General features: G+C 71.1%; 14 protein-coding genes and 1 pseudogene. 12 read left to right on the top strand and 3 right to left on the bottom strand.

Translation table 11 applies throughout. The features are described 5' to 3' along the window. Positions 1-372: 372 nt before the first annotated feature. The 12 genes and pseudogenes from AB0I83_RS28500 (at position 373) to AB0I83_RS28445 (ending at position 13,670) form a co-directional block, all read left to right on the top strand. The gene (locus AB0I83_RS28500) at positions 373-2,784 is read left to right on the top strand and encodes a glycoside hydrolase family 3 C-terminal domain-containing protein (protein WP_363306676.1); all 2,412 of its coding nucleotides are present in this window, start codon (positions 373-375) and stop codon (positions 2,782-2,784) included. Further along, positions 2,785-3,375 carry a hypothetical protein gene (locus AB0I83_RS28495; protein WP_363306675.1) on the top strand — a complete coding sequence of 197 codons (591 nt, stop codon included), beginning with the start codon at positions 2,785-2,787 and terminating at the stop codon, positions 3,373-3,375. Positions 3,376-3,698: 323 nt separating this feature from the next. Next, on the top strand, positions 3,699-5,195 hold the full coding sequence (locus AB0I83_RS28490; RefSeq protein ID WP_363306674.1) for an alkaline phosphatase family protein: 1,497 nt from the start codon (positions 3,699-3,701) through the stop codon (positions 5,193-5,195). Between the two features lie 134 nt (positions 5,196-5,329). Further along, positions 5,330-6,094, top strand: a complete 765-nt coding sequence (locus tag AB0I83_RS28485; RefSeq protein WP_363306673.1) for a GntR family transcriptional regulator — start codon at positions 5,330-5,332, stop codon at positions 6,092-6,094. A 135-nt stretch (positions 6,095-6,229) separates the two neighbouring features. Continuing rightward, on the top strand, positions 6,230-7,354 hold the full coding sequence (locus tag AB0I83_RS28480) for a TIGR03364 family FAD-dependent oxidoreductase (RefSeq protein ID WP_363306672.1): 1,125 nt from the start codon (positions 6,230-6,232) through the stop codon (positions 7,352-7,354). Continuing rightward, complete coding sequence (locus AB0I83_RS28475) at positions 7,351-8,058, top strand: phosphonatase-like hydrolase (protein ID WP_363306671.1); 708 nt, start codon at positions 7,351-7,353, stop codon at positions 8,056-8,058. Before AB0I83_RS28480 ends, AB0I83_RS28475 begins: the two co-directional genes overlap by 4 nt. Continuing rightward, positions 8,055-9,158, top strand: a complete 1,104-nt coding sequence (locus AB0I83_RS28470; RefSeq protein WP_363306670.1) for an ABC transporter ATP-binding protein — start codon at positions 8,055-8,057, stop codon at positions 9,156-9,158. The genes AB0I83_RS28475 and AB0I83_RS28470 overlap by 4 nt, the downstream gene beginning before the upstream one ends. Beyond that, positions 9,151-10,005, top strand: a complete 855-nt coding sequence (locus tag AB0I83_RS28465) for a 2-aminoethylphosphonate ABC transporter permease subunit (RefSeq protein WP_363306669.1) — start codon at positions 9,151-9,153, stop codon at positions 10,003-10,005. The genes AB0I83_RS28470 and AB0I83_RS28465 overlap by 8 nt, the downstream gene beginning before the upstream one ends. Continuing rightward, positions 9,992-10,789 (top strand): ABC transporter permease subunit, encoded by a 798-nt coding sequence (locus AB0I83_RS28460; protein WP_363306668.1) that lies wholly within the window; start codon positions 9,992-9,994, stop codon positions 10,787-10,789. Before AB0I83_RS28465 ends, AB0I83_RS28460 begins: the two co-directional genes overlap by 14 nt. Before the next feature lie 42 nt (positions 10,790-10,831). Continuing rightward, a complete protein-coding gene (locus AB0I83_RS28455) occupies positions 10,832-11,893 on the top strand; it encodes a 2-aminoethylphosphonate ABC transporter substrate-binding protein (protein WP_363306667.1) in 1,062 nt (353 codons plus the stop codon). Between the two features lie 135 nt (positions 11,894-12,028). Beyond that, positions 12,029-12,169, top strand: a pseudogene (locus tag AB0I83_RS28450) (VapC toxin family PIN domain ribonuclease); the annotation flags it as partial. Positions 12,170-12,374: 205 nt separating this feature from the next. Next, positions 12,375-13,670, top strand: a complete 1,296-nt coding sequence (locus tag AB0I83_RS28445; protein ID WP_363306666.1) for an MFS transporter — start codon at positions 12,375-12,377, stop codon at positions 13,668-13,670. 51 nt (positions 13,671-13,721) lie between these two features. On the opposite strand, the gene AB0I83_RS28440 is transcribed toward AB0I83_RS28445, so the two are convergent. From AB0I83_RS28440 to AB0I83_RS28430, 3 genes are all read right to left on the bottom strand, one after another. Next, positions 13,722-14,519 carry a VOC family protein gene (locus tag AB0I83_RS28440; RefSeq protein ID WP_363306665.1) on the bottom strand — a complete coding sequence of 266 codons (798 nt, stop codon included), beginning with the start codon at positions 14,517-14,519 and terminating at the stop codon, positions 13,722-13,724. 138 nt (positions 14,520-14,657) lie between these two features. Beyond that, positions 14,658-15,986, bottom strand: a complete 1,329-nt coding sequence (locus AB0I83_RS28435) for a carboxyl transferase domain-containing protein (protein ID WP_363306713.1) — start codon at positions 15,984-15,986, stop codon at positions 14,658-14,660. Between the two features lie 19 nt (positions 15,987-16,005). Beyond that, positions 16,006-17,463 (bottom strand): acyl-CoA synthetase, encoded by a 1,458-nt coding sequence (locus tag AB0I83_RS28430; protein ID WP_363306664.1) that lies wholly within the window; start codon positions 17,461-17,463, stop codon positions 16,006-16,008. Positions 17,464-17,564: the final 101 nt, after the last annotated feature.

The raw sequence follows: 17,564 nt of genomic DNA, 5'->3' as shown, positions 1-17,564 counted from the left end.
CAAAGACTTCTTTGAAGAGATCTTGCCGGAGGGTTGACCTAGGAATGAACAGGCAATAGTTTTCCGCGTGTTGGGTAGAAAGCTTAGCGCGTAGATGTCGATGCATATCGAGAATCGCTGTCGTGGGACGCGGCGGAGTCATCTCGGTGGAATCTGCAAATGGGACTCACTTTTGTATGTGCGTCACGCGTGCGCCAATGCGCTGCCCGTCAGCTGGGGTCGGCCAGGAACCTGACCTCCTGGTCGGCCCCATTCCCCCTGCGGTGGCGTGTCACGCAGCCGCCAGAACGTATCCGGAGAGCCGCTGTGAACAGACGAAAATTCCTCTCTGCCGCCACTTTCACCGCGTTGGCGGTGAGCATGGCTCCGGTCATGACCACTCAGGCGGCGGCCGCGTCCGGCGCCGCCCCACGGAACCGGGCCGACGCCCTGCTGTCCACGATGTCGGCGACGGAGAAGGAAGCGCTCGTACGCTGCGACTTCGCGGCCGTGGCCCACCTGGGGATCCCGGCCCTGACCATGGTCGATGCGTCCGCCGGCCTCCGGGGCGAGAAGGGGGTGACGGCCTTCCCCGTTCCCGTCGCCCAGGCGGCGACCTTCGACGCGGACCTGGCGGGCCGCATCGGCCGGGCCATCGGTGCGGAGGGCAGGGGCAAGGGGTACAACAACATGCTCGGCCCCACCGTCGACCTGACGCGGACCTGGCACTTCGGCCGCCAGTCCGAGGGCATGGGGGAGGACCCACTGCTCGCCGGGCACCTGGGAGCAGCCGTCACGGTCGGTATGCAGAGCCGGCAGGTGGCCGCCACCGTCAAGCACTTCGCCGCCTACACCCAGGAGTCCGACCGGTTCTTCATCGACGCCAAGGTTTCCGACCGGGCCCTGCACGAGATCTACGAGGCGCCTTTCCGGCGTGTGGTCGCCGCCGCGCCGACCACCTCGGTGATGATGGCCTACCCGAAGATCAACGGCACTTTCGCGACGCAGAACCCGGCTCTCTTCGACGACCTGAAGGAGGGACTCGGACTCCAGGGCTACACCGTGCCGGACTTCTGGGCCGGCGACGACCAGGTCGCAGCCGCCCGTGCGGGCATGGACCTGGCCGGACTCGGCCCCGGCGCCGTGAAGATCCCCCCGGGCGGACTCACGGGGGGAGCGATCCCGGGCGCGCGGCTGGACGACGCCGCGCGACGCGTCCTCATCACGATGTTCGCGAACGGCCTCTTCGACGCCCCTGTCCCCGCGCCCGCCGACGACGTCAGCACCCAGGAGCACAGGGACCTCGCCCACGAGACCGCGATCGCCTCGACGGTCCTGCTCGCCAACCGCTCCTCAGCCCTTCCGCTGCCCGCCTCTGTGAAGTCGCTGGCCGTCATCGGCCCGGCCGACACCGACGTGTTCACCGGTGTCGCTGGTTCCACCTACGTCGACCCCGGCAACTGGACCACTCCTCTGCAGGCTGTTCGCACCCGGGCAGGAAGCTCCGTCAAGGTCACTCGTTCCCAGGGCACCAAGGGAGACCTGCCTCTGGCCGTGGTGCCGTCGGCCGCGCTTCGTGACGGCACAGGCAAGGCCGGTCTGACCGGCACGTACTTCGCGGGCGCCGACGCCACCGGGACCCCGGTCGTGACCCGGACCGACGCCACCGTCGACTTCACCACCGCACCCGCGGCGGATCTGCCCGCGATCTGGTCGGCCAAGTGGACCGGCACCCTCGTACCGACCACCACGGGCCTCCACCGCTTCTCCTTGCTGCCCGCCGGTACGACCACGCTGAAGATCAACGGTGTGACGGTCGTCTCCGGCACCCGGCAGATGCGCCGGTTCTTCCTCGGACCGTTCGACTACCCGCTCCAGGGAACCGCACAGCTGACCGCAGGCCGCGAGGTCGGCATCGAACTGACCTATACCAACGCCACCGCCGAGGCCGGCACCTGCGGCCTGACCCTGGGCTGGCAGCCCGAGTCCCTCATCCCTGCCGCGGTTGCAGCGGCAGGAGCAGCCGACGCGGCCGTCGTCTTCGTCAACCGGGTTGCCGGCGAGGCCATGGACCACGAGCGACTGGACCTGCCGGGGGACCAGAACCAGCTCATCACCGCCGTGGCCGCTGCTAACCCACGCACGATCGTCGTCCTCAACACCGACGGCCCCGTCGCCACCCCTTGGCTGAACGACGTGGAAGCCGTGATCCAGACCTGGTACGGAGGCCGCGGCATGGGTACCGGCCTTGCCGCGGTCCTCTTCGGTGACAGCGATCCCTCGGGTCGCCTCCCCGTCACCTTCCCCGTCGACGCGGCCCAGGGGCCGGGCACCACCCCCGCGACCTACCCCGGAAAGGCCGGCGCGGTCTCCTACGACGAGGGCATCGCCGTCGGCTACCGCTACTACGACGCCAAGGGACAGCGGCCCCGCTTCCCCTTCGGGCACGGCCTGTCCTACACCTCCTTCGCCCACGGCTCGCTGGAAGCCGCCTACGACCCGGTGTCCAGGAACGTCACTCTCTCCGTCAACGTCGTCAACACGGGCCGACGCAAGGGCACCGAAGTGGTCCAGGTCTACGTCACGCTGCCCGGCGCGGCAGCCGCGGAGCCACGTCGCCTGGTCGCCTTCCGGAAGGTCGTGCTGGAGGCGGCGGGTTCACAGCGCCTGACCTTCACGGTTCCGGCGCAGGACCTGACCGTCTGGCAGCCGGGTGGCTGGGTCCTCGTGCCGGGCTCTTACACCTTCGCCACCGCACACTCCACCCGTGACCTGACAGCACAGCGGACCCTGACCATCCGCTGAGTGTCGGTGCTTCCCTCCGGCGCTGGTGCGGTTGTTGTTCGTGTTCGATCCGGACCGCCAGGCCGTGATCCTGATCGGTGGCGACAAGGCTGGCAACTGGTCCGCCCGGGGTACCGCCTTGCGGTACCCCGGGCGGACCAGGCGTACGCGGAACATCCCAAGCGAATCGACGGAGAGGACGGGGCGCGACGACTGATCACCTCGAGGACCCGCAGGCCGTCTCCTGGGAGGTCCCTGCTGACGCGCGACCCACCGGACCTGATCTACGGTCACGACCTCTACGCCCTCACCGCGGCGGCACCGCTCGTCTACGAAACCCGCCGCCTTCGGGACGACCCTGACACCCTGCGCATCGAGGAGGTCCTGCTCGGGGACACCCCGCCGGCACGCATCGTCGTGATCGCCCACGCGCTCGGGCGGGACTACCGGCGCGCCTACGGCCACCCGGGCGCTCTTCCGATCGTCGTGGCCCCGGAGGCCGTGCTCGGCGACGCGGCCCGTCGGCAGTTCCTCCACCGCCACACCTGGCGCCACCGGGTCGGCCTGGTACTCGCGGGCCTCGACACCGCGGGTGTCGCCGATACGCGGTGAAGGTCCAGCAGCTCTCGGGTCCAGCAGCTCCGGGTCCTGCAGTCCCACACGGACCGGACAGCATTCCGGTTCGCACCTGTGGTTCGCCCGACGATCCCCGAGCGGGACGGCGAGCCGCCCGGGGCGGTCACCTCCGTCGGTCCCGAGGGCCGGGCGGACGCCCGGAAGTCGGTCACCGGAAGCCGAAAGTTGCCGGATGGTTCATCGCAGAGCGCTGGACCGGCGGACTCGCATAGCGAAAAGATAACGGGTCTGGACCCATGCTCAACCTCCCGCAGGCAGTGGGAGTTGACCGTGTGCTCGTCGTCGATAGGGAGACCCCCATGTCCGCAGGACCGTCACGCCGTTCACTGCTGATCGCCGCAGCAGCTCTTGCCGCCGCCTCCGGCCCGCTCGCGGCGGGCACCGCGCGGGCCGCCGCCCGCACCCCCAAGGTCCTGGTCATCGGGCTCGACGGCGCGTTGCTCGGCCGGATCAGGGACGCCGACGCGCCCAACCTCGACGGCCTCATGGCGAGCGGACTCACCTCGGTCAGCTCGCTCTATGCCGACCCCTTGGCTCCTACGCTCTCCGGCCCCGGATGGTCGACGATCATCACCGGTGTCTGGCCCGACAAGCACCTGGTCAAGGACAACGCCTTCACCGGTAACGCCTTCGCCCGGTACCCGGACTTCCTCACCAGGATCGAGACGGCGAAGCCCACCCTCTCGACGTACGCCGTCGCCTCCTGGGCACCCGTCACCACCACCATCTTCTCCGCGAAGGTCGACACCCGCGTCTCCACGCCCTCCGCCGAGTACGACACCGGCACCACCAGCCGTGCCGTGGCGGAGCTGGGCAGCGGCAACCGGGACGCCGTGTTCGTCCACCTCGACAACATCGACCACGCCGGACACAGCGACGGCGCCGCCAGCAGCCGGTACCTGGCCGCGATCCACGACGCCGACGCGCAGGTCGGCCGGATCGTCGCAGCGGTCCGGGCTCGGCCCTCCTACGCGTCCGAGGACTGGCTGATCATGGTCACCGCCGATCACGGCCACACCGACGCAGGCGGCCACGGCGGTTCCAGCGCCCCCGAGAGGCAGACCTTCCTCATCGCCACGGGTGGAGGGATCACCGCAGGCTCCACCCGCCACGACATCAAGATGCCCGATGTGGCGGTCTCCGCCCTCGCCCACCTCGGAATCCCGGTCGACCCGTCCTGGAACCTCGACGGCCGCCCCCTCCAGCAGCCCGCTCCGGACGCGTTCGACGCCCTGCGCTCCCAGCTGGGGACCCGCGTCGACGAGACCGGAGTCGGCGCGGCCGTCCTGGGCTTCACCCACACGCCCCCGACCGGATGGAGCGTCGTCAACAACGCGATGGGTACCGGCGGTGTGACCGAGTGGCGCGGCTGGAGCTTCACCACCGACGAGTTCTGGACCGCTGCCGAAAGGGGGCAAGGGCGTGAGAACAACATCCGGGCCCGGAACGTCTTCGCCGTCGCCGACGGCGACGAGTGGGTCGACAAGAGCTACAGCGGCACCTTCGACTCCACCCTCCTCACGCCCGCCTGGCCGGTGAAGGGCGGCTCGACGGCGGTCCTGCGCTACACCACGTACTACCGCCAGGAAGCCCCGCAGAAGGGAGAGGTCCTCGTCGCCTACGACGGCGGAACTCCCGTAGCCGTGAAGACGTACACCGCCGACACCTCGTCGAGGACCGAGAGCATCACGCTCCAGGTGCCGGCGGGGGCCACCACCGCGCGCATCCGCTTCCGCTACACAGGCGGGAACAACTGGTTCTGGACCGTCGACGCCGTGTCCCTCACCGCTTCCTGACCGAGAGACCCCGCGTCGGGGGTCTCTCGGCCAGGTATCGGTGGGTAACCGCCCCCTCTCGCACCGGCGGCAGGATCGTCGGGTCCCTCGTTCGCGGGGGGAGAGGGGGCGAGTGTGTCTGCGACCATTCATGAGTGGACTTTCCGACCGACCAGGCACCTGGCGCACCGATCCGTTCCGGCATCCCGGAGCACGGCCGTATTCCCAAGTACTACGTGGTGAAGGCGCATGTCTCGGCCCTGATAGGCGAGTTGGGTGAGGGCGGCACCCTTCCCACGGAGCGCGACCTCGCGCTGCGCTTCGAGGTGTCGCGCGAGACCGTGCGCCAGGCGTTGCGTGAACTGCTGCTGGAGGGGCGGCTGCGCCGGCAGGGGAGGGGGACTGTCGTGGCGGGCCCCAAGCTCGAACAGCCGCTCTCCCTCGCCAGCTACACCGAGGGTGTCCGCCGTCAGGGCCGCACGCCAGGCCGTCACCTCATCGCGCTCGACCGCTTCCCCTGTACCGAGGCGCTCGCCGCCGAGACCGGCATCGGGCGCGGCGAACCCGTCTGGCACCTGGAGCGGGTCCTGCTCGCCGACGACGAGCGGGTCGGGCTGGAGAGCACCTACGTCTCCGTGGCCCGCGTTCCCGGCCTGGGTGATGAGTTCGACCCCGACTCGTCGTTCTACTCCTATCTCAGCAACCGGCTCGGGATCGCCTTCGGCGGTGCGGACGAACGCATCGAGACCGTGCTGGCCACCCCGCGTGAGGCGCTGCTGATCGGCACGCCCCCCGCTCTGCCGATGCTGCTGATCCACCGGATCTCGCGGGACACCGAGGGGCAGCCGCTGGAGCGGGTACGCACCCTGTTCCGGGGTGACCGGTTCTCCTTCACCACGCAACTGGGTGCGCACGACTGACCGCGACTCGGAGCGGTGGACCACACCGTTTGATAACGAGAAGATAACGGGTCTGGTCCAAGTTTGGGGGGTCGTTCACCTTCCCGTTGCCGCGCGGATCTTTGCGGGTCACCCGCTCCCAGGAACGTGACCGGCGTGAGAGTCATCGTCGTAGGAGCCGGCGTGGTGGGAACCATGCACGCCTGGCACGCAGTGAACCGCGGCCACGAGGTCGTACAGATCGAGCGCGAGAGCGAGGCCCGCGGAGCGTCCCTCCGAAACTTCGGACAGATATGGGTCAGCGGCCGGGCGGGCGGTGAGGAGCTGGACACCGCGCTCCGGGCCCGCGAGCTCTGGGAGGACATCGGGCGGCAGGTGCCGGAGCTCGGATTCCGCGCCTGCGGATCGCTCACCCCGGTCCGCGGCGCACTGGAACTGGCGGTCGCCGAAGCGGCCGTCGCCCGGCCCGACGCCGACGCCCGTGGCTACAAGCTGCTGACCGCCGACGAGGCACGGGCCGTCAACCCCGCGCTGCGCGGCGACTTCGATGCGGCCCTGTGGTGCGAGCGGGACGCCGCCGTCGAGCCCAGGACCGCCCAACTCGCCCTGAAGCAGGCTCTCCTGTCCTCCGGGCGCTACACCTACCTCGGAGGCCGTGAGGTCCGCGAGGTCATCGGCGACAACGCGGTCCGTGACGACCACGGCGAGGTGCACACCGGCGATGCCGTCATCCTGGCCACCGGCGCCTGGCTCGGCGGCCTCGTCCGCGAACTCGCCGGCCCCGACCTCCCCGTACGCCGCGTCCGCCTCCAGATGATGCAGACCGACCCGCTCGGCGAGAGTCTGACCACCTCGGTCGCCGACGCGGACAGCTTCCGCTACTACCCGGCCTACGCCGGAGAGGCCCTGGACACGCTCAACACCGGACAGGCCCAGGCGCCGACCGCCGCCGAGCACAGGATGCAGCTCCTCATGGTCCAGCGCCGCGACGGCGGACTGACCATCGGCGACACCCACGAGTACGAGCACCCCTTCGCCTTCGACACCGTCGAGGAGCCTTACGAGCACCTCACCCGGGTCGTCGAGTCCTTCCTCGGCCGCCCGCTGCCGCGCGTCCGCCACCGCTGGGCCGGCGTCTACGCCCAGTGCACCGACACGAGCAGGGTCGTCCACCGGCAGCAGGTGCGCGACGGCATCTGGCTGGTCACCGGGCCCGGTGGCCGCGGCATGACCTGCTCACCCGCCATCGCCGAGACAACCGCCAACGAACTGAACTGGTGAAGACGTTGACCCACGACGCCAAGCTGAACCTGATCGTCCTCGACATGGCCGGCACCACCGTCGCCGACGGCGGCCTCGTCGAGCAGGCCTTCTCCGACGCCGCCGGGCGCCTGGGCGTCGAGCCGGGCTCCGCCGACCACGCCGAGAAGCTCGACTACGTACGCGCCACCATGGGCGAGTCCAAGATCTCCGTCTTCCGGCACCTCTTCGGTGGGGAGTCCCGGGCCCAGCAGGCCAACACCGCCTTCGAGGAGGCGTACGGCAGGCTGGTCGACAGCGGTCTGATCGCCCCTGTTCCCGGCGCCCGCGAAGCCATCGAGCGGCTCAGGGGCGAGGGCCGGACCGTGGTCCTGTCCACCGGCTTCGCCCGCACCACCCAGGACGCCATCCTCCGAGCACTCGGCTGGCAGGGCCTGGCCGACCTGACCCTCTGCCCCGCCGACGCGGGCGGCCGGGGCCGCCCCTACCCCGACATGGTCCTCGCCGCCTTTCTGCGGACCGGCGCCGTCGACAGCGTCCAGAAGGTCGCCGTCGCGGGCGACACCTTGTACGACATGCTCAGCGGCGTACGCGCCGGAGCCGGCGTCGTCGCGGGCGTCCTCACCGGCGCCCACGACAAGGATCAGCTGACCCGCAGCGGCGCCACCCACGTCATCGGCTCCGTCGCCGAACTGCCGGACCTGATAGCGCGGGCCGAGGCATGACGGGCGCGGCAGCGGAACCGGAGACCGGAGGCATCAGGTTCGAGCAGGTCAGCGTCGCCTACGGCCGGAACACCGTCCTGGACCAGCTCGACCTGACAGTGGAACCCGGAGAGGTCATGGCCCTGCTCGGCCCCTCCGGGTCCGGTAAGACCACCGCCCTGCGCGCCGTCGCCGGCTTCGTGCGGCCCGCCTCCGGGCGGGTCTACCTCGGCGACCGGGACGTCACCGGGCTGCCACCGCACCAGCGGGGTATCGGCATGGTCGTCCAGCAGTACGCCCTCTTCCCGCACATGCGCGTCCGGGACAATGTCGCCTTCGGCCTCAAGGCCCGCAAGGTGCGCAAGGCCGAGATCGCCGCCCGCGTCGCCGAAGCCCTCGAACTCGTCGGCATGTCCGCCTACGCCGCGCGCTACCCACGCGAACTCTCCGGCGGCCAGCAGCAGCGCGTCGCCATCGCCCGCGCCCTCGCCGTACGTCCTGGCGTCCTGCTGCTCGACGAACCGCTCTCCGCGCTCGACGCCCAGCTCCGCTCCGGCATGCTCGCCGAACTGGCCCGCCTGCACCGCGAACTACCCGACGTCTCCATCCTCTACGTCACCCACGACCAGGTCGAGGCCCTCACCCTCGCCGACCGGATCGCCGTCATGGACCGGGCGCGGCTCCAGGACTGCGGCACCCCGCAGGAGCTCTACCGCGCACCCCGTACGGAGTTCACCGCCTCGTTCGTCGGCAACGCCAACCTGCTGCCGGTCACGGTCGGTTCGGGCTCCGTCGCCTTCGCCGGACACGAAGTGAAGCTCTCCACGGGCGAGGCGGCCACCGGAGCCACGGCCACACTCTGCGTCCGCCCCCACATGGTCGGCCTCGGCGACGGGCCCAACGCCCTCACCGGCACCGTCGCGGAGATCCAGTGGCGCGGCTCCACGCACCGGCTCTACGTCGACATCGGCGGCCACCGCTTCAAGGCCGACCTCCGGGAACTCCGTGAACCCCCGGCGCTGGGTGAGAAGGTCACGCTGCACTTCGCACCCGAGGACGCCGTCCTCCTTCCCGCGGCGGACCACGAGGCCGAGACGGTGGCGGGAGCGGCCCATGGCTAGCGCCGTCGCCACCACCGGCCTGCGCCGGGGCCGGACCGGCTGGATCTGGGCGCTGCCCCCCGTCGCTGTCCTCGCCCTCGTCCTCCTCTACCCGCTGGCCCTCGTCCTCCAGCAGTCCGTCACCCCCGACGAGGGCGGCACCTCACTCACCCCGTACGCCGACGTATTCGCCTCCGAGTCCTTCCGCTCGGCACTCGGCACGACCGTCTGGCTCGCCGTCGGCAGCACGGTCGGCTGCCTCGTGCTCGGCTTCGCGCTCGCGCTCGTCATCGCGTTCGTGCCCTTCCCCGGCGGAAAGGCGGTCGCCAGGTTCATCGACGTGTTCCTCTCCTTCCCGTCGTTCCTGATCACGCTCGCCCTGCTGTTCGTCTACGGCACGGTCGGCATGGCGAACGGCGTGTGGACCGAAGCCACCGGTGCCTCCGAGGGGCCCTTCCGCTTCCTCACCACACCGTGGGGCGTACTCCTCGCCGAGATCACGTACTTCACCCCGTTCGTGATGCGGCCCCTGCTCGCCGCGTTCTCCCAACTCGACACCGCACAGATCGAAGTGGCCTCCTCACTTGGCGCCCGGCCTGCCCGGATCGTGCGGAAGGTGATCCTCCCCGAGGCCCTGCCGGCACTCGCGGCGGGCGGCAGCCTCGTCCTCGTCATGTGCCTCAACGAATTCGGCATCGTGCTGTTCACCGGCGCGAAGGACGTCACCACCCTGCCGATGCTCGTGTACGGCAAGGCGATCCTGGAGTCCGACTACCCGGCCGCCTGTGCCATCGCCGTCGTCAACATCGCGCTCTCCGTCGGCCTCTACATCTTGTATCGGACGGTGAGCCGCCGTGTTGGTGCATAGCCGAGCCGGGAAATGGGCCACCTGGGCCCTCTTCCTCCTCCTTTTCGTCCCGTTGTTCGCGGTGCCGCTCCTGGTCATCGTCGCCGCGTCCTTCTCCACGAACTGGTCCGGCGCCTTCCCGTCCGGACCCACGGCCGAGCACTACGCCGCCGCCACAAGCGGCGACTCGCTCCAGGCCCTCACCACCAGCCTGGTCACCGCCCTGTGCGCGAGCCTGCTGGCCCTCGCACTCGGCGCCTGGGCCGCCGTCGCCGCCGCCTCACTGCGCAAGCCCGGCAGGAGGCTGCTGGACGCCCTGTTCATGCTGCCGGTCGCCGTGCCGTCCGTCGTCGTCGGCCTCGCCGTGCTCGTCGCGTTCAGCCGGCCGCCGGTGCTCCTCAACGGGACGCGGTGGATCGTCGTCCTCGCCCACACCGTCCTGGTCACGGCGTTCGCCTATCAGTCGGTGTCGGCCGCGATCCGGCGCCTGGACCCGGTGTACGAGCAGGCGGCGGCCGGCCTCGGCGCCCGGCCCGGATACGTCCTGTGGCGGATCAAGCTGCCCCTCCTGCTCCCGTCCCTCACGGCCGCGGCCGGGCTCTGCTTCGCCCTCTCCATGGGCGAGCTGAGCGCCACGATGATGCTCTACCCGCCGGACTGGACACCCCTGCCGGTGCAGATCTTCGCGGCCACCGACCGTGGTGCCCTCTTCACCGGTGCGGCCGTCTCCGTGGTCCTGATGGCCACCACACTGCTCGTCCTGCTCGCCGTCTCCCGCATCCGGACGCGAGCCTCCTACCGCTGAACAACCCCGGACCTACCCGTACTTCCAGGAGACACGACACCCATGCGCACCCACATCCTGAAGCCGGCGACGGCACTCGCCGCAACCCTCGCCCTGGCCGCCACCCTCACCGCCTGCGGCGGCTCCTCGGCCGCCTCCGACGAGAAGGTCGTCACCGTCTACAGCGCCGACGGCCTCAAGGGCGAGAACGGTGAGGGCTGGTACGACAAGGTCTTCGAGGACTTCGAGAAGAAGACCGGCATCAAGGTCGAATACGTCGAGGGCGGCTCCGGCGAGGTGGTGCAGCGCACCGTCCGCGAGAAGTCCAACACCCAGGCCGACGTCCTCGTCACCCTGCCGCCGTTCATCCAGCAGGCCGGAGCCAAGGGCCTGCTCCAAAGGTACGAACCGGCCGGTTCCGACCAGGTCGCCGCCGCGGACAAGGCCACCGACGGCACCTGGACCTCGGTCGTCAACAACTACTTCGGGTTCGTCTACAACACGAAGGCGCTGAAGACCCCGCCCCGGACCTGGGAGGAGCTCCTGGACAGCTCGTACAAGGAGAAGGTCCAGTACTCCACACCGGGAGTCGCCGGCGACGGCACCGCCGTGCTCATCAAGGCCGTGCACGACTTCGGCGGCCGGAAGCCGGCGATGGACTACCTGAAGAAGCTGCAGACCAACAACGTCGGCCCGTCCGCCTCCACCGGCAAGCTCGCCCCCAAGGTGGACAAGGGCGAGCTGTACGTCGCCAACGGTGACGTGCAGATGAACTTCGCCCAGGCCAAGGACATGCCGAACCTCGGCATATGGTTCCCGGCCAAGGACGGCGGAAAGCCCACCACCTTCGCCCTCCCGTACGCCGCGGGGCTCGTCCAGAAGGCCCCGCACAGCGCCAACGGCAAGAAGCTGCTCGACTTCATGCTCTCCGAACAGGCCCAGCAGGACGTCAGCGCGATCGGCGGCGGCTTCAGCGCCCGCAGGGACATCGAGGCGACCGACGCCAACGCCGTCGAACTCGCCGGGCTGATGAAGGGCGTGGAGATCTTCGAGCCGGACTGGTCGGCCATCAGCACCGGTCTCGACGAGTACATCGACGCCTGGAAGTCGGCGACCGGCAGCTGACCGGCATGGACCATCTGATCCGAGAGGAGCTGACGGTGCTGGACCCGGGCAGCACCGTGCAGTCCTGAGAGATCGTGTTCGTCGCTCCTGCTCCCGAGCGCGACGTCTTCCGAGGTGGTGACCGCACGGGCGGGGGCGGAGTTCCTCCACCCGGCCACAAGCCCGGCCCATCGGGACGAGCTGGCCGAAGAGCTGGATGATCAGTACAAGCTCACCCAGCGAGCCCAGCACCGCGCCGCCGGAGCCATCGACCTCCTGGTTTGTGCGACGGCGGTCCCCAAGGAGGCGCAGCAACGTGACGTAGGCGCCTGAGCGCCCCCAGGGCTCCGTGCGGGAGAGGAGCCCGCAGGCTCCCCCTCCACGCGTACCTCAGGCCGGCGCGCCGGGACCAGAGGATTCGGCCGGGCCCATGTCGACTTCTCCGCCGACACCACCCACCCTCGGCCGACCGGTGCGCGGACCCGTCCCGTTACCATCCCCTGTGACCGAAACCGCCGAACAGCGTGTACCCCGCACGCGCATACTCGCCGACCTGACGCCGCTGCGTACCTCACCCGACTACCGGCGGCTCTGGTTCGGGAACACCGTTTCCTGGATCGGGCAGGGCATGACGGCGCTGGCCGTCTCCCTCCAGGTGTACGACATCACCGGGTCCGCGTTCTCCGTCGGCCTGATAGGTCTCTGCTCGCTCGTCCCCCTGGTGCTCCTCGGCCTGTACAGCGGGGCTGTGGCCGACACCGTCGACCGCCGCAAACTGGGGCTCTTCAGCGCCGGGGGATCGTTCCTGCTCTCCGTCGGGCTGGCGGCGGTCACCTTCGCCGGGGTGGAGAACGTGGCGCTGCTCTACACGGTCGTCGCCCTCCAGGCCGTGTGCTTCGCGCTCAACTCACCGGCGCGCAGCTCGATGATCGCCCGGCTGCTGCCGGCCGGACAACTGCCCGCCGCCAACGCGCTCAACGCGATGACCTCCACCACGGGCGGTCTCGCCGGGCCCATGCTCGGTGGACTCATCGTCGGCTGGTGGGGCTACCGGGCGGCGTACACCGTCGACGCCGTCACCTTCACCGCCTCGCTGTACGCGATGTGGCGGCTGCCCTCGATGCTGCCAGGCCGTGGGGAGAAGGGTGAGCAGGGTGAGGAGAAGGGGGAGAAGGGGACCGCCGGGCGGGCCTCCGTCCTCGACGGCCTGCGCTTCCTCGGCACCCGGCCGAACCTGCGGATGACCTTCTTCAGCGACCTGAGCGCCATGGTGCTGGCCCATCCGCGCGCGCTCTTCCCCGTGATCGCCGTGGTCTGGTTCGGAGGCGACGCGAAGACCACCGGACTGCTGGTCGCCGCACCGGCGCTCGGAGCCCTGCTCGGCAGCGTCTTCTCCGGATGGCTGAGCCGGGTGCGGCGGCACGGACTCGCGGTGCTGATCGCGGTGTCCTGCTGGGGTGCGGCCATCGCGGCGTTCGGGCTCACCCGGCAGCTCTGGCCGGGCCTGGTCCTGCTGGCCCTCGCCGGATGCGCCGACTCCATCTCCATGGTCTTCCGCAACACCATGCTCCAGGCGGCGGTGCCCGACGAGATGCGCGGCCGGCTACAGGGTGTGTTCATCGTCGTCGTGGCGGGCGGGCCACGGCTCGGCGACCTGGTGGCCGGCTCGGTGGCCGACCTGACGTCCCCGGCGGTGGCGGTGACCGGCGGCGGCATCGCGTGCGTCCTGGTGGTCTGCCTGCTGGGGCTGCGCTGGCGCGGCTTCGCCCGGTACGACGCGCGGGACCCGCAGCCGTAGGGACCCGGCGCCTCCGGGGGCACCAGGTCCCAGGGGGCCGGGGCGGGCCGGTCAGGACACCTTCGAGATCTTGGGCATCTCGCCCGCCGTCGTCGTGCTGTCGATCACCGAGAACACGGCGCCCTGCGGGTCCGTCAGGGACGCGAACCGCCCGTACGGGATGGTCATCGGGCCGAACCGGACCTCGGCCCCGAGCGACTTCGCCTTCTCCACCGCCGCGTCGCAGTCCGCCACGGTGAAGTACACGTTCATGTGGGCCGGCACCTGGGGCGGGAAGTCCCGCGTCATCTTCATCCTGCCGAGCACCGGGTCCGCGCCCAGGTCGTAGAGCGAGAAGTCGATCGCGTCGTCCTCCAGGTGCTTCACCCCGTACCCGAAGACGGCGGAGAAGAACGCGTCCGCCTTCTCCGGCTCGCGGGTGTAGACCTCGGCCCAGCTGTAGGCGCCGGGCACCGTCCGCGCCCCGAACCCCTCGTGGCTGCCCGCCTGCCACACGCCGAAGGGCGTCCCGCCGGGGTCGAGGCCCAGCACCATCGTCCCGAAGTCGCCGACCTGCATGGGCTCCACCAGCACCTGCCCGCCCTGCTCGCGGATCTTCTCGGCGGTCGCGGCGGCGTCAGGTGTCGCGAGGTACAGGCACCAGGCGGACGGCACTTCCTGGCCCGGCATGGGCGGCGACAGGGCGGCGACCGCCTTCCCGTCCACGTAGGCCTGGGTGTAGTCGCCGTACTCGGGCATGGAGTCGGCGTACGACCAGCCCAGGAGCTCGCCGTAGAAGCGCTTCGCCCCTTCGAGGTCGCCGAACGTCCCGTCGGCCCAGCACGGAGTGCCCTCGGATTCTGCGGCCATGGCTCGGACCTTCCTCACTCGGTGGATGTCCCTTTCGTCACGCTAACCAACCACCGCCCGAACGTCGCGCCGAACGCGTCGTCACACCCTTCCCGTTTCGGTGCCGCGCGCCGGTGCGTCCGACCGGCCGCGCGTGGATCAGGCGGCGGCCGGGCCGACCACCGAGCGGGCGATCCCCAGGTCCACCAGGTCCTGCGGGCGCAGCCCGAGCTGGTCGGCGGTGGACCGCACCTCGTCGGGGCCGCGCTTCAGGATGGCCGCCGCCAGTTCCGGCGCGATCACAGAGAAGTAGCTGTCCGAGGTGACATGGGTGTTGCCGGGGGCCGCCAGGGCCAGCGCACCGCCCGAGCCGCCCTCGCCGATGACGAGCGTGGTCACGGGCACCCCGGCGGCGGCGACCGCCGCGAAGGCGTCGGCGATGGCCGCACCCGCGCCCGCCCGTTCGGCTTCGGCGTCGTTCGCCGCGCCCGGCGTGTCCACCAGCGTCAGCACGGGCAGGCCGAGCCGGTCCGCGAGCCGGACGACCCGGGCCGCCGTGCGGTAGCCGGCCGGACGGGTCGCCGTGCCGCACTGGGCGACGTACGCCACGGGCCGCCCGTCGTGCAGCCCGACCCCGGCGAGCAGCCCCGCGTCGGTGCCGCCGCAGCGGTCGCCGTTCAGCGGCAGCCGGTACTCGAAGTAGGCGTCCAGATAGGCCTCGGCCCGCGGGCGCGCCGCGGAGCGGGCCTGCTCCACCGCGTCCCAGCCGGTCGCCGGGAGCCCCGTGGCCGACAGCGCGCGCGGGACGGCGGCGGCCTCGGTCCGGCCCGTCACCGTCAGCGCGGTCAGCCAGCGGTTCAGCGTCCCGGGCAGTTCGTCCGGCGGGACGACGGCGTCGACCTGGCCCGCAGCCAGCTGCCCCTCCGCGGTGTACGCGTACGGGTCCGCGTCGGCCGGGCGCACCCGGGACCCCGCGAAGCCGATCTGCGCGCCCGGCAGCGCCAGCACCACGTCGGCGCCCGCTCCGACGGTGGCCCAGCCACCCCCGGTCGTCGGGTCCCGCACCACCGCGATCTGCGGCAGCCCCGCGGCCCTGAGCAGGGTGGAGGCACGGGCGACCCGCTGGAGCTGTATCAGCGCGATCATGCCCTCCTGCATCCGGCTGCCCCCGGTCGCGACGAGCGAGACGAGAGGCAGCCGCCGTTCACGTGCCAGTGCGTAGGCGGCCTCCAGCCGGTCCCCGGTCCGCCCGCCCAGCGAGCCGCCCAGGAAGCCGAACTCGAAGGAGACCAGGACGCATTCGCGGTCGCCGATCCAGGCGGTCCCGTACAGGACGGACTCCTCCTCGCCGGTCCTCGCGGAGGCACGTGCCCTGGACTCGGCGTAGCCCGTCCAGTCGAGAGGCCCGTCCGGGGCCGCCGGGCGCACGGCCGGGCGGTGCTCCGTGAAGCTCCCGGTGACGGAGGCGACGGCCTCCCGCGCCGACATGCGGACGCCGCCGCGGCCGTCAGACACCGAGCGACCTCTTCATGATCTTGCCGAGCTCGTTGCGGGGCAGCGCGTCCAGGTAGCGCACCGTGCGCGGCCGCTTGTGCGGGGCCAGCAGACCCGCCACATGGTCAGCCAACTCCCTCTCGCCAGGCACCGATCCGGGATCCGCAGGCACCACCCAGGCGACGATCCGCTCGCCGAGGTCCGCGTCCGGCTCACCGGTGACCGCCGCCTCCCGCACACCGGGGTGCTCCAGCAGCGCGTTCTCGATCTCGCCCGCCCCGATCTTGTAGCCACCGCTCTTGATCAGATCGGTGGCCTTGCGCCCGACGATCCTCACGTACCCGTCCGAATCAACCGTGGCCATGTCACCGGTACGGAAGAAGCCGTCGTCCGTGAAGGCCGCCGCCGTGGCGTCCGGCCGGTTCAGGTATCCGGTGAACAGGTTCGGGCCGCGCACCTGGATCTCACCGATGGAGGCGGTGTCCCCGATCACGCTCCCGTCCTCCTCGACGAGCCGGAGCTCCACGCCGGGGAGCGGCGGACCGACCGTGCCGGCGCGCGGTGCGCCGTCCGCCCGCACGCCCGTGTTCATCAGGGTCTCCGTCATTCCGTACCGCTCGACGACCCGCCGCCCGGTGGCGGACGCGATCCGTTCGTGGTCGTGGACCGGGAGCGCCGCCGATCCGGAGACCAGCAGCCTGGCCCCCGCGAGTGCCTTCCGGAGGGCTCCGGAACCCTCCGGTTCCTCCAGCGCGCCCGCCAGCCGGTGGTACATCGTGGGCACGCCGAACAGCATCGTGCCGCCGGAGAGCAGCTCCCGCGCCACACCCTCGGCGGAGAACCTGCCCAGGTGGCGCACGGAACCGCCCCGGCGCAGCGGGCCGAGCACGCCGAGGATCAGACCGTGCACGTGGAAGAGCGGCAGGGCATGGACCAGGACGTCCTCGCCCGTCCACTGCCAGGCGTCCTCCAGCGCGTCCAGCGACGCGGCGATCGCCCGGCGCGGCAGGACCGCCCCCTTGGGCGCGCCGGTCGTGCCCGAGGTGTAGACGACCAGGGCGGGGGAGTCCGCGGCGGGCTCGGGAAGCGCCTGCTCCGGGGCAAGGGCGGCCGTGTCGACATCCAGCCGCTCCGTGCCGCCGAGCGCGGGCGGCAGTTCGTCGTCCGCCCCGGCCAGTACGCACCGGGGCGCGCTGTCGGCGACGATGTGCGCGAGCTCCCGCTCGCCCGTCCTCGGGTTGAGGGGTACGGCGGGCACCCCGGCCCGCAGGGCCGCCACGACGGCGACCACGGTCTCCGGGGTCGCCGTGGCCCAGACCGCGACCCTTCCGGAACCGGAGATCCGGGCGGCCAGTGAGGCCGAGGCCTCGTCCAACCGGGCGTAGGTCAGGACGTGTTCGCCGAACCGGACGGCTTCGGGGGAGTCCGGCCGACGGGACGCTCCGCTCAGCGCGGGCAGTAGAGAGGTCACCCGGTGCAGCCTAGGGCGTCCCTGCCTGACCCTCCCTGGAGCCCGCCACTTCAGCCGTCGCGACGCGTGAGCACGAGGACCGGGACGATCGTCGGTGTCGG

The sequence above is a fragment of the Streptomyces sp. NPDC049970 genome (genome assembly GCF_040660235.1).
GTDB lineage: Bacteria > Actinomycetota > Actinomycetes > Streptomycetales > Streptomycetaceae > Streptomyces.
Note: the sequence above shows the minus strand (reverse complement) of the source record. Positions and strands in the feature narration are given on the sequence as shown.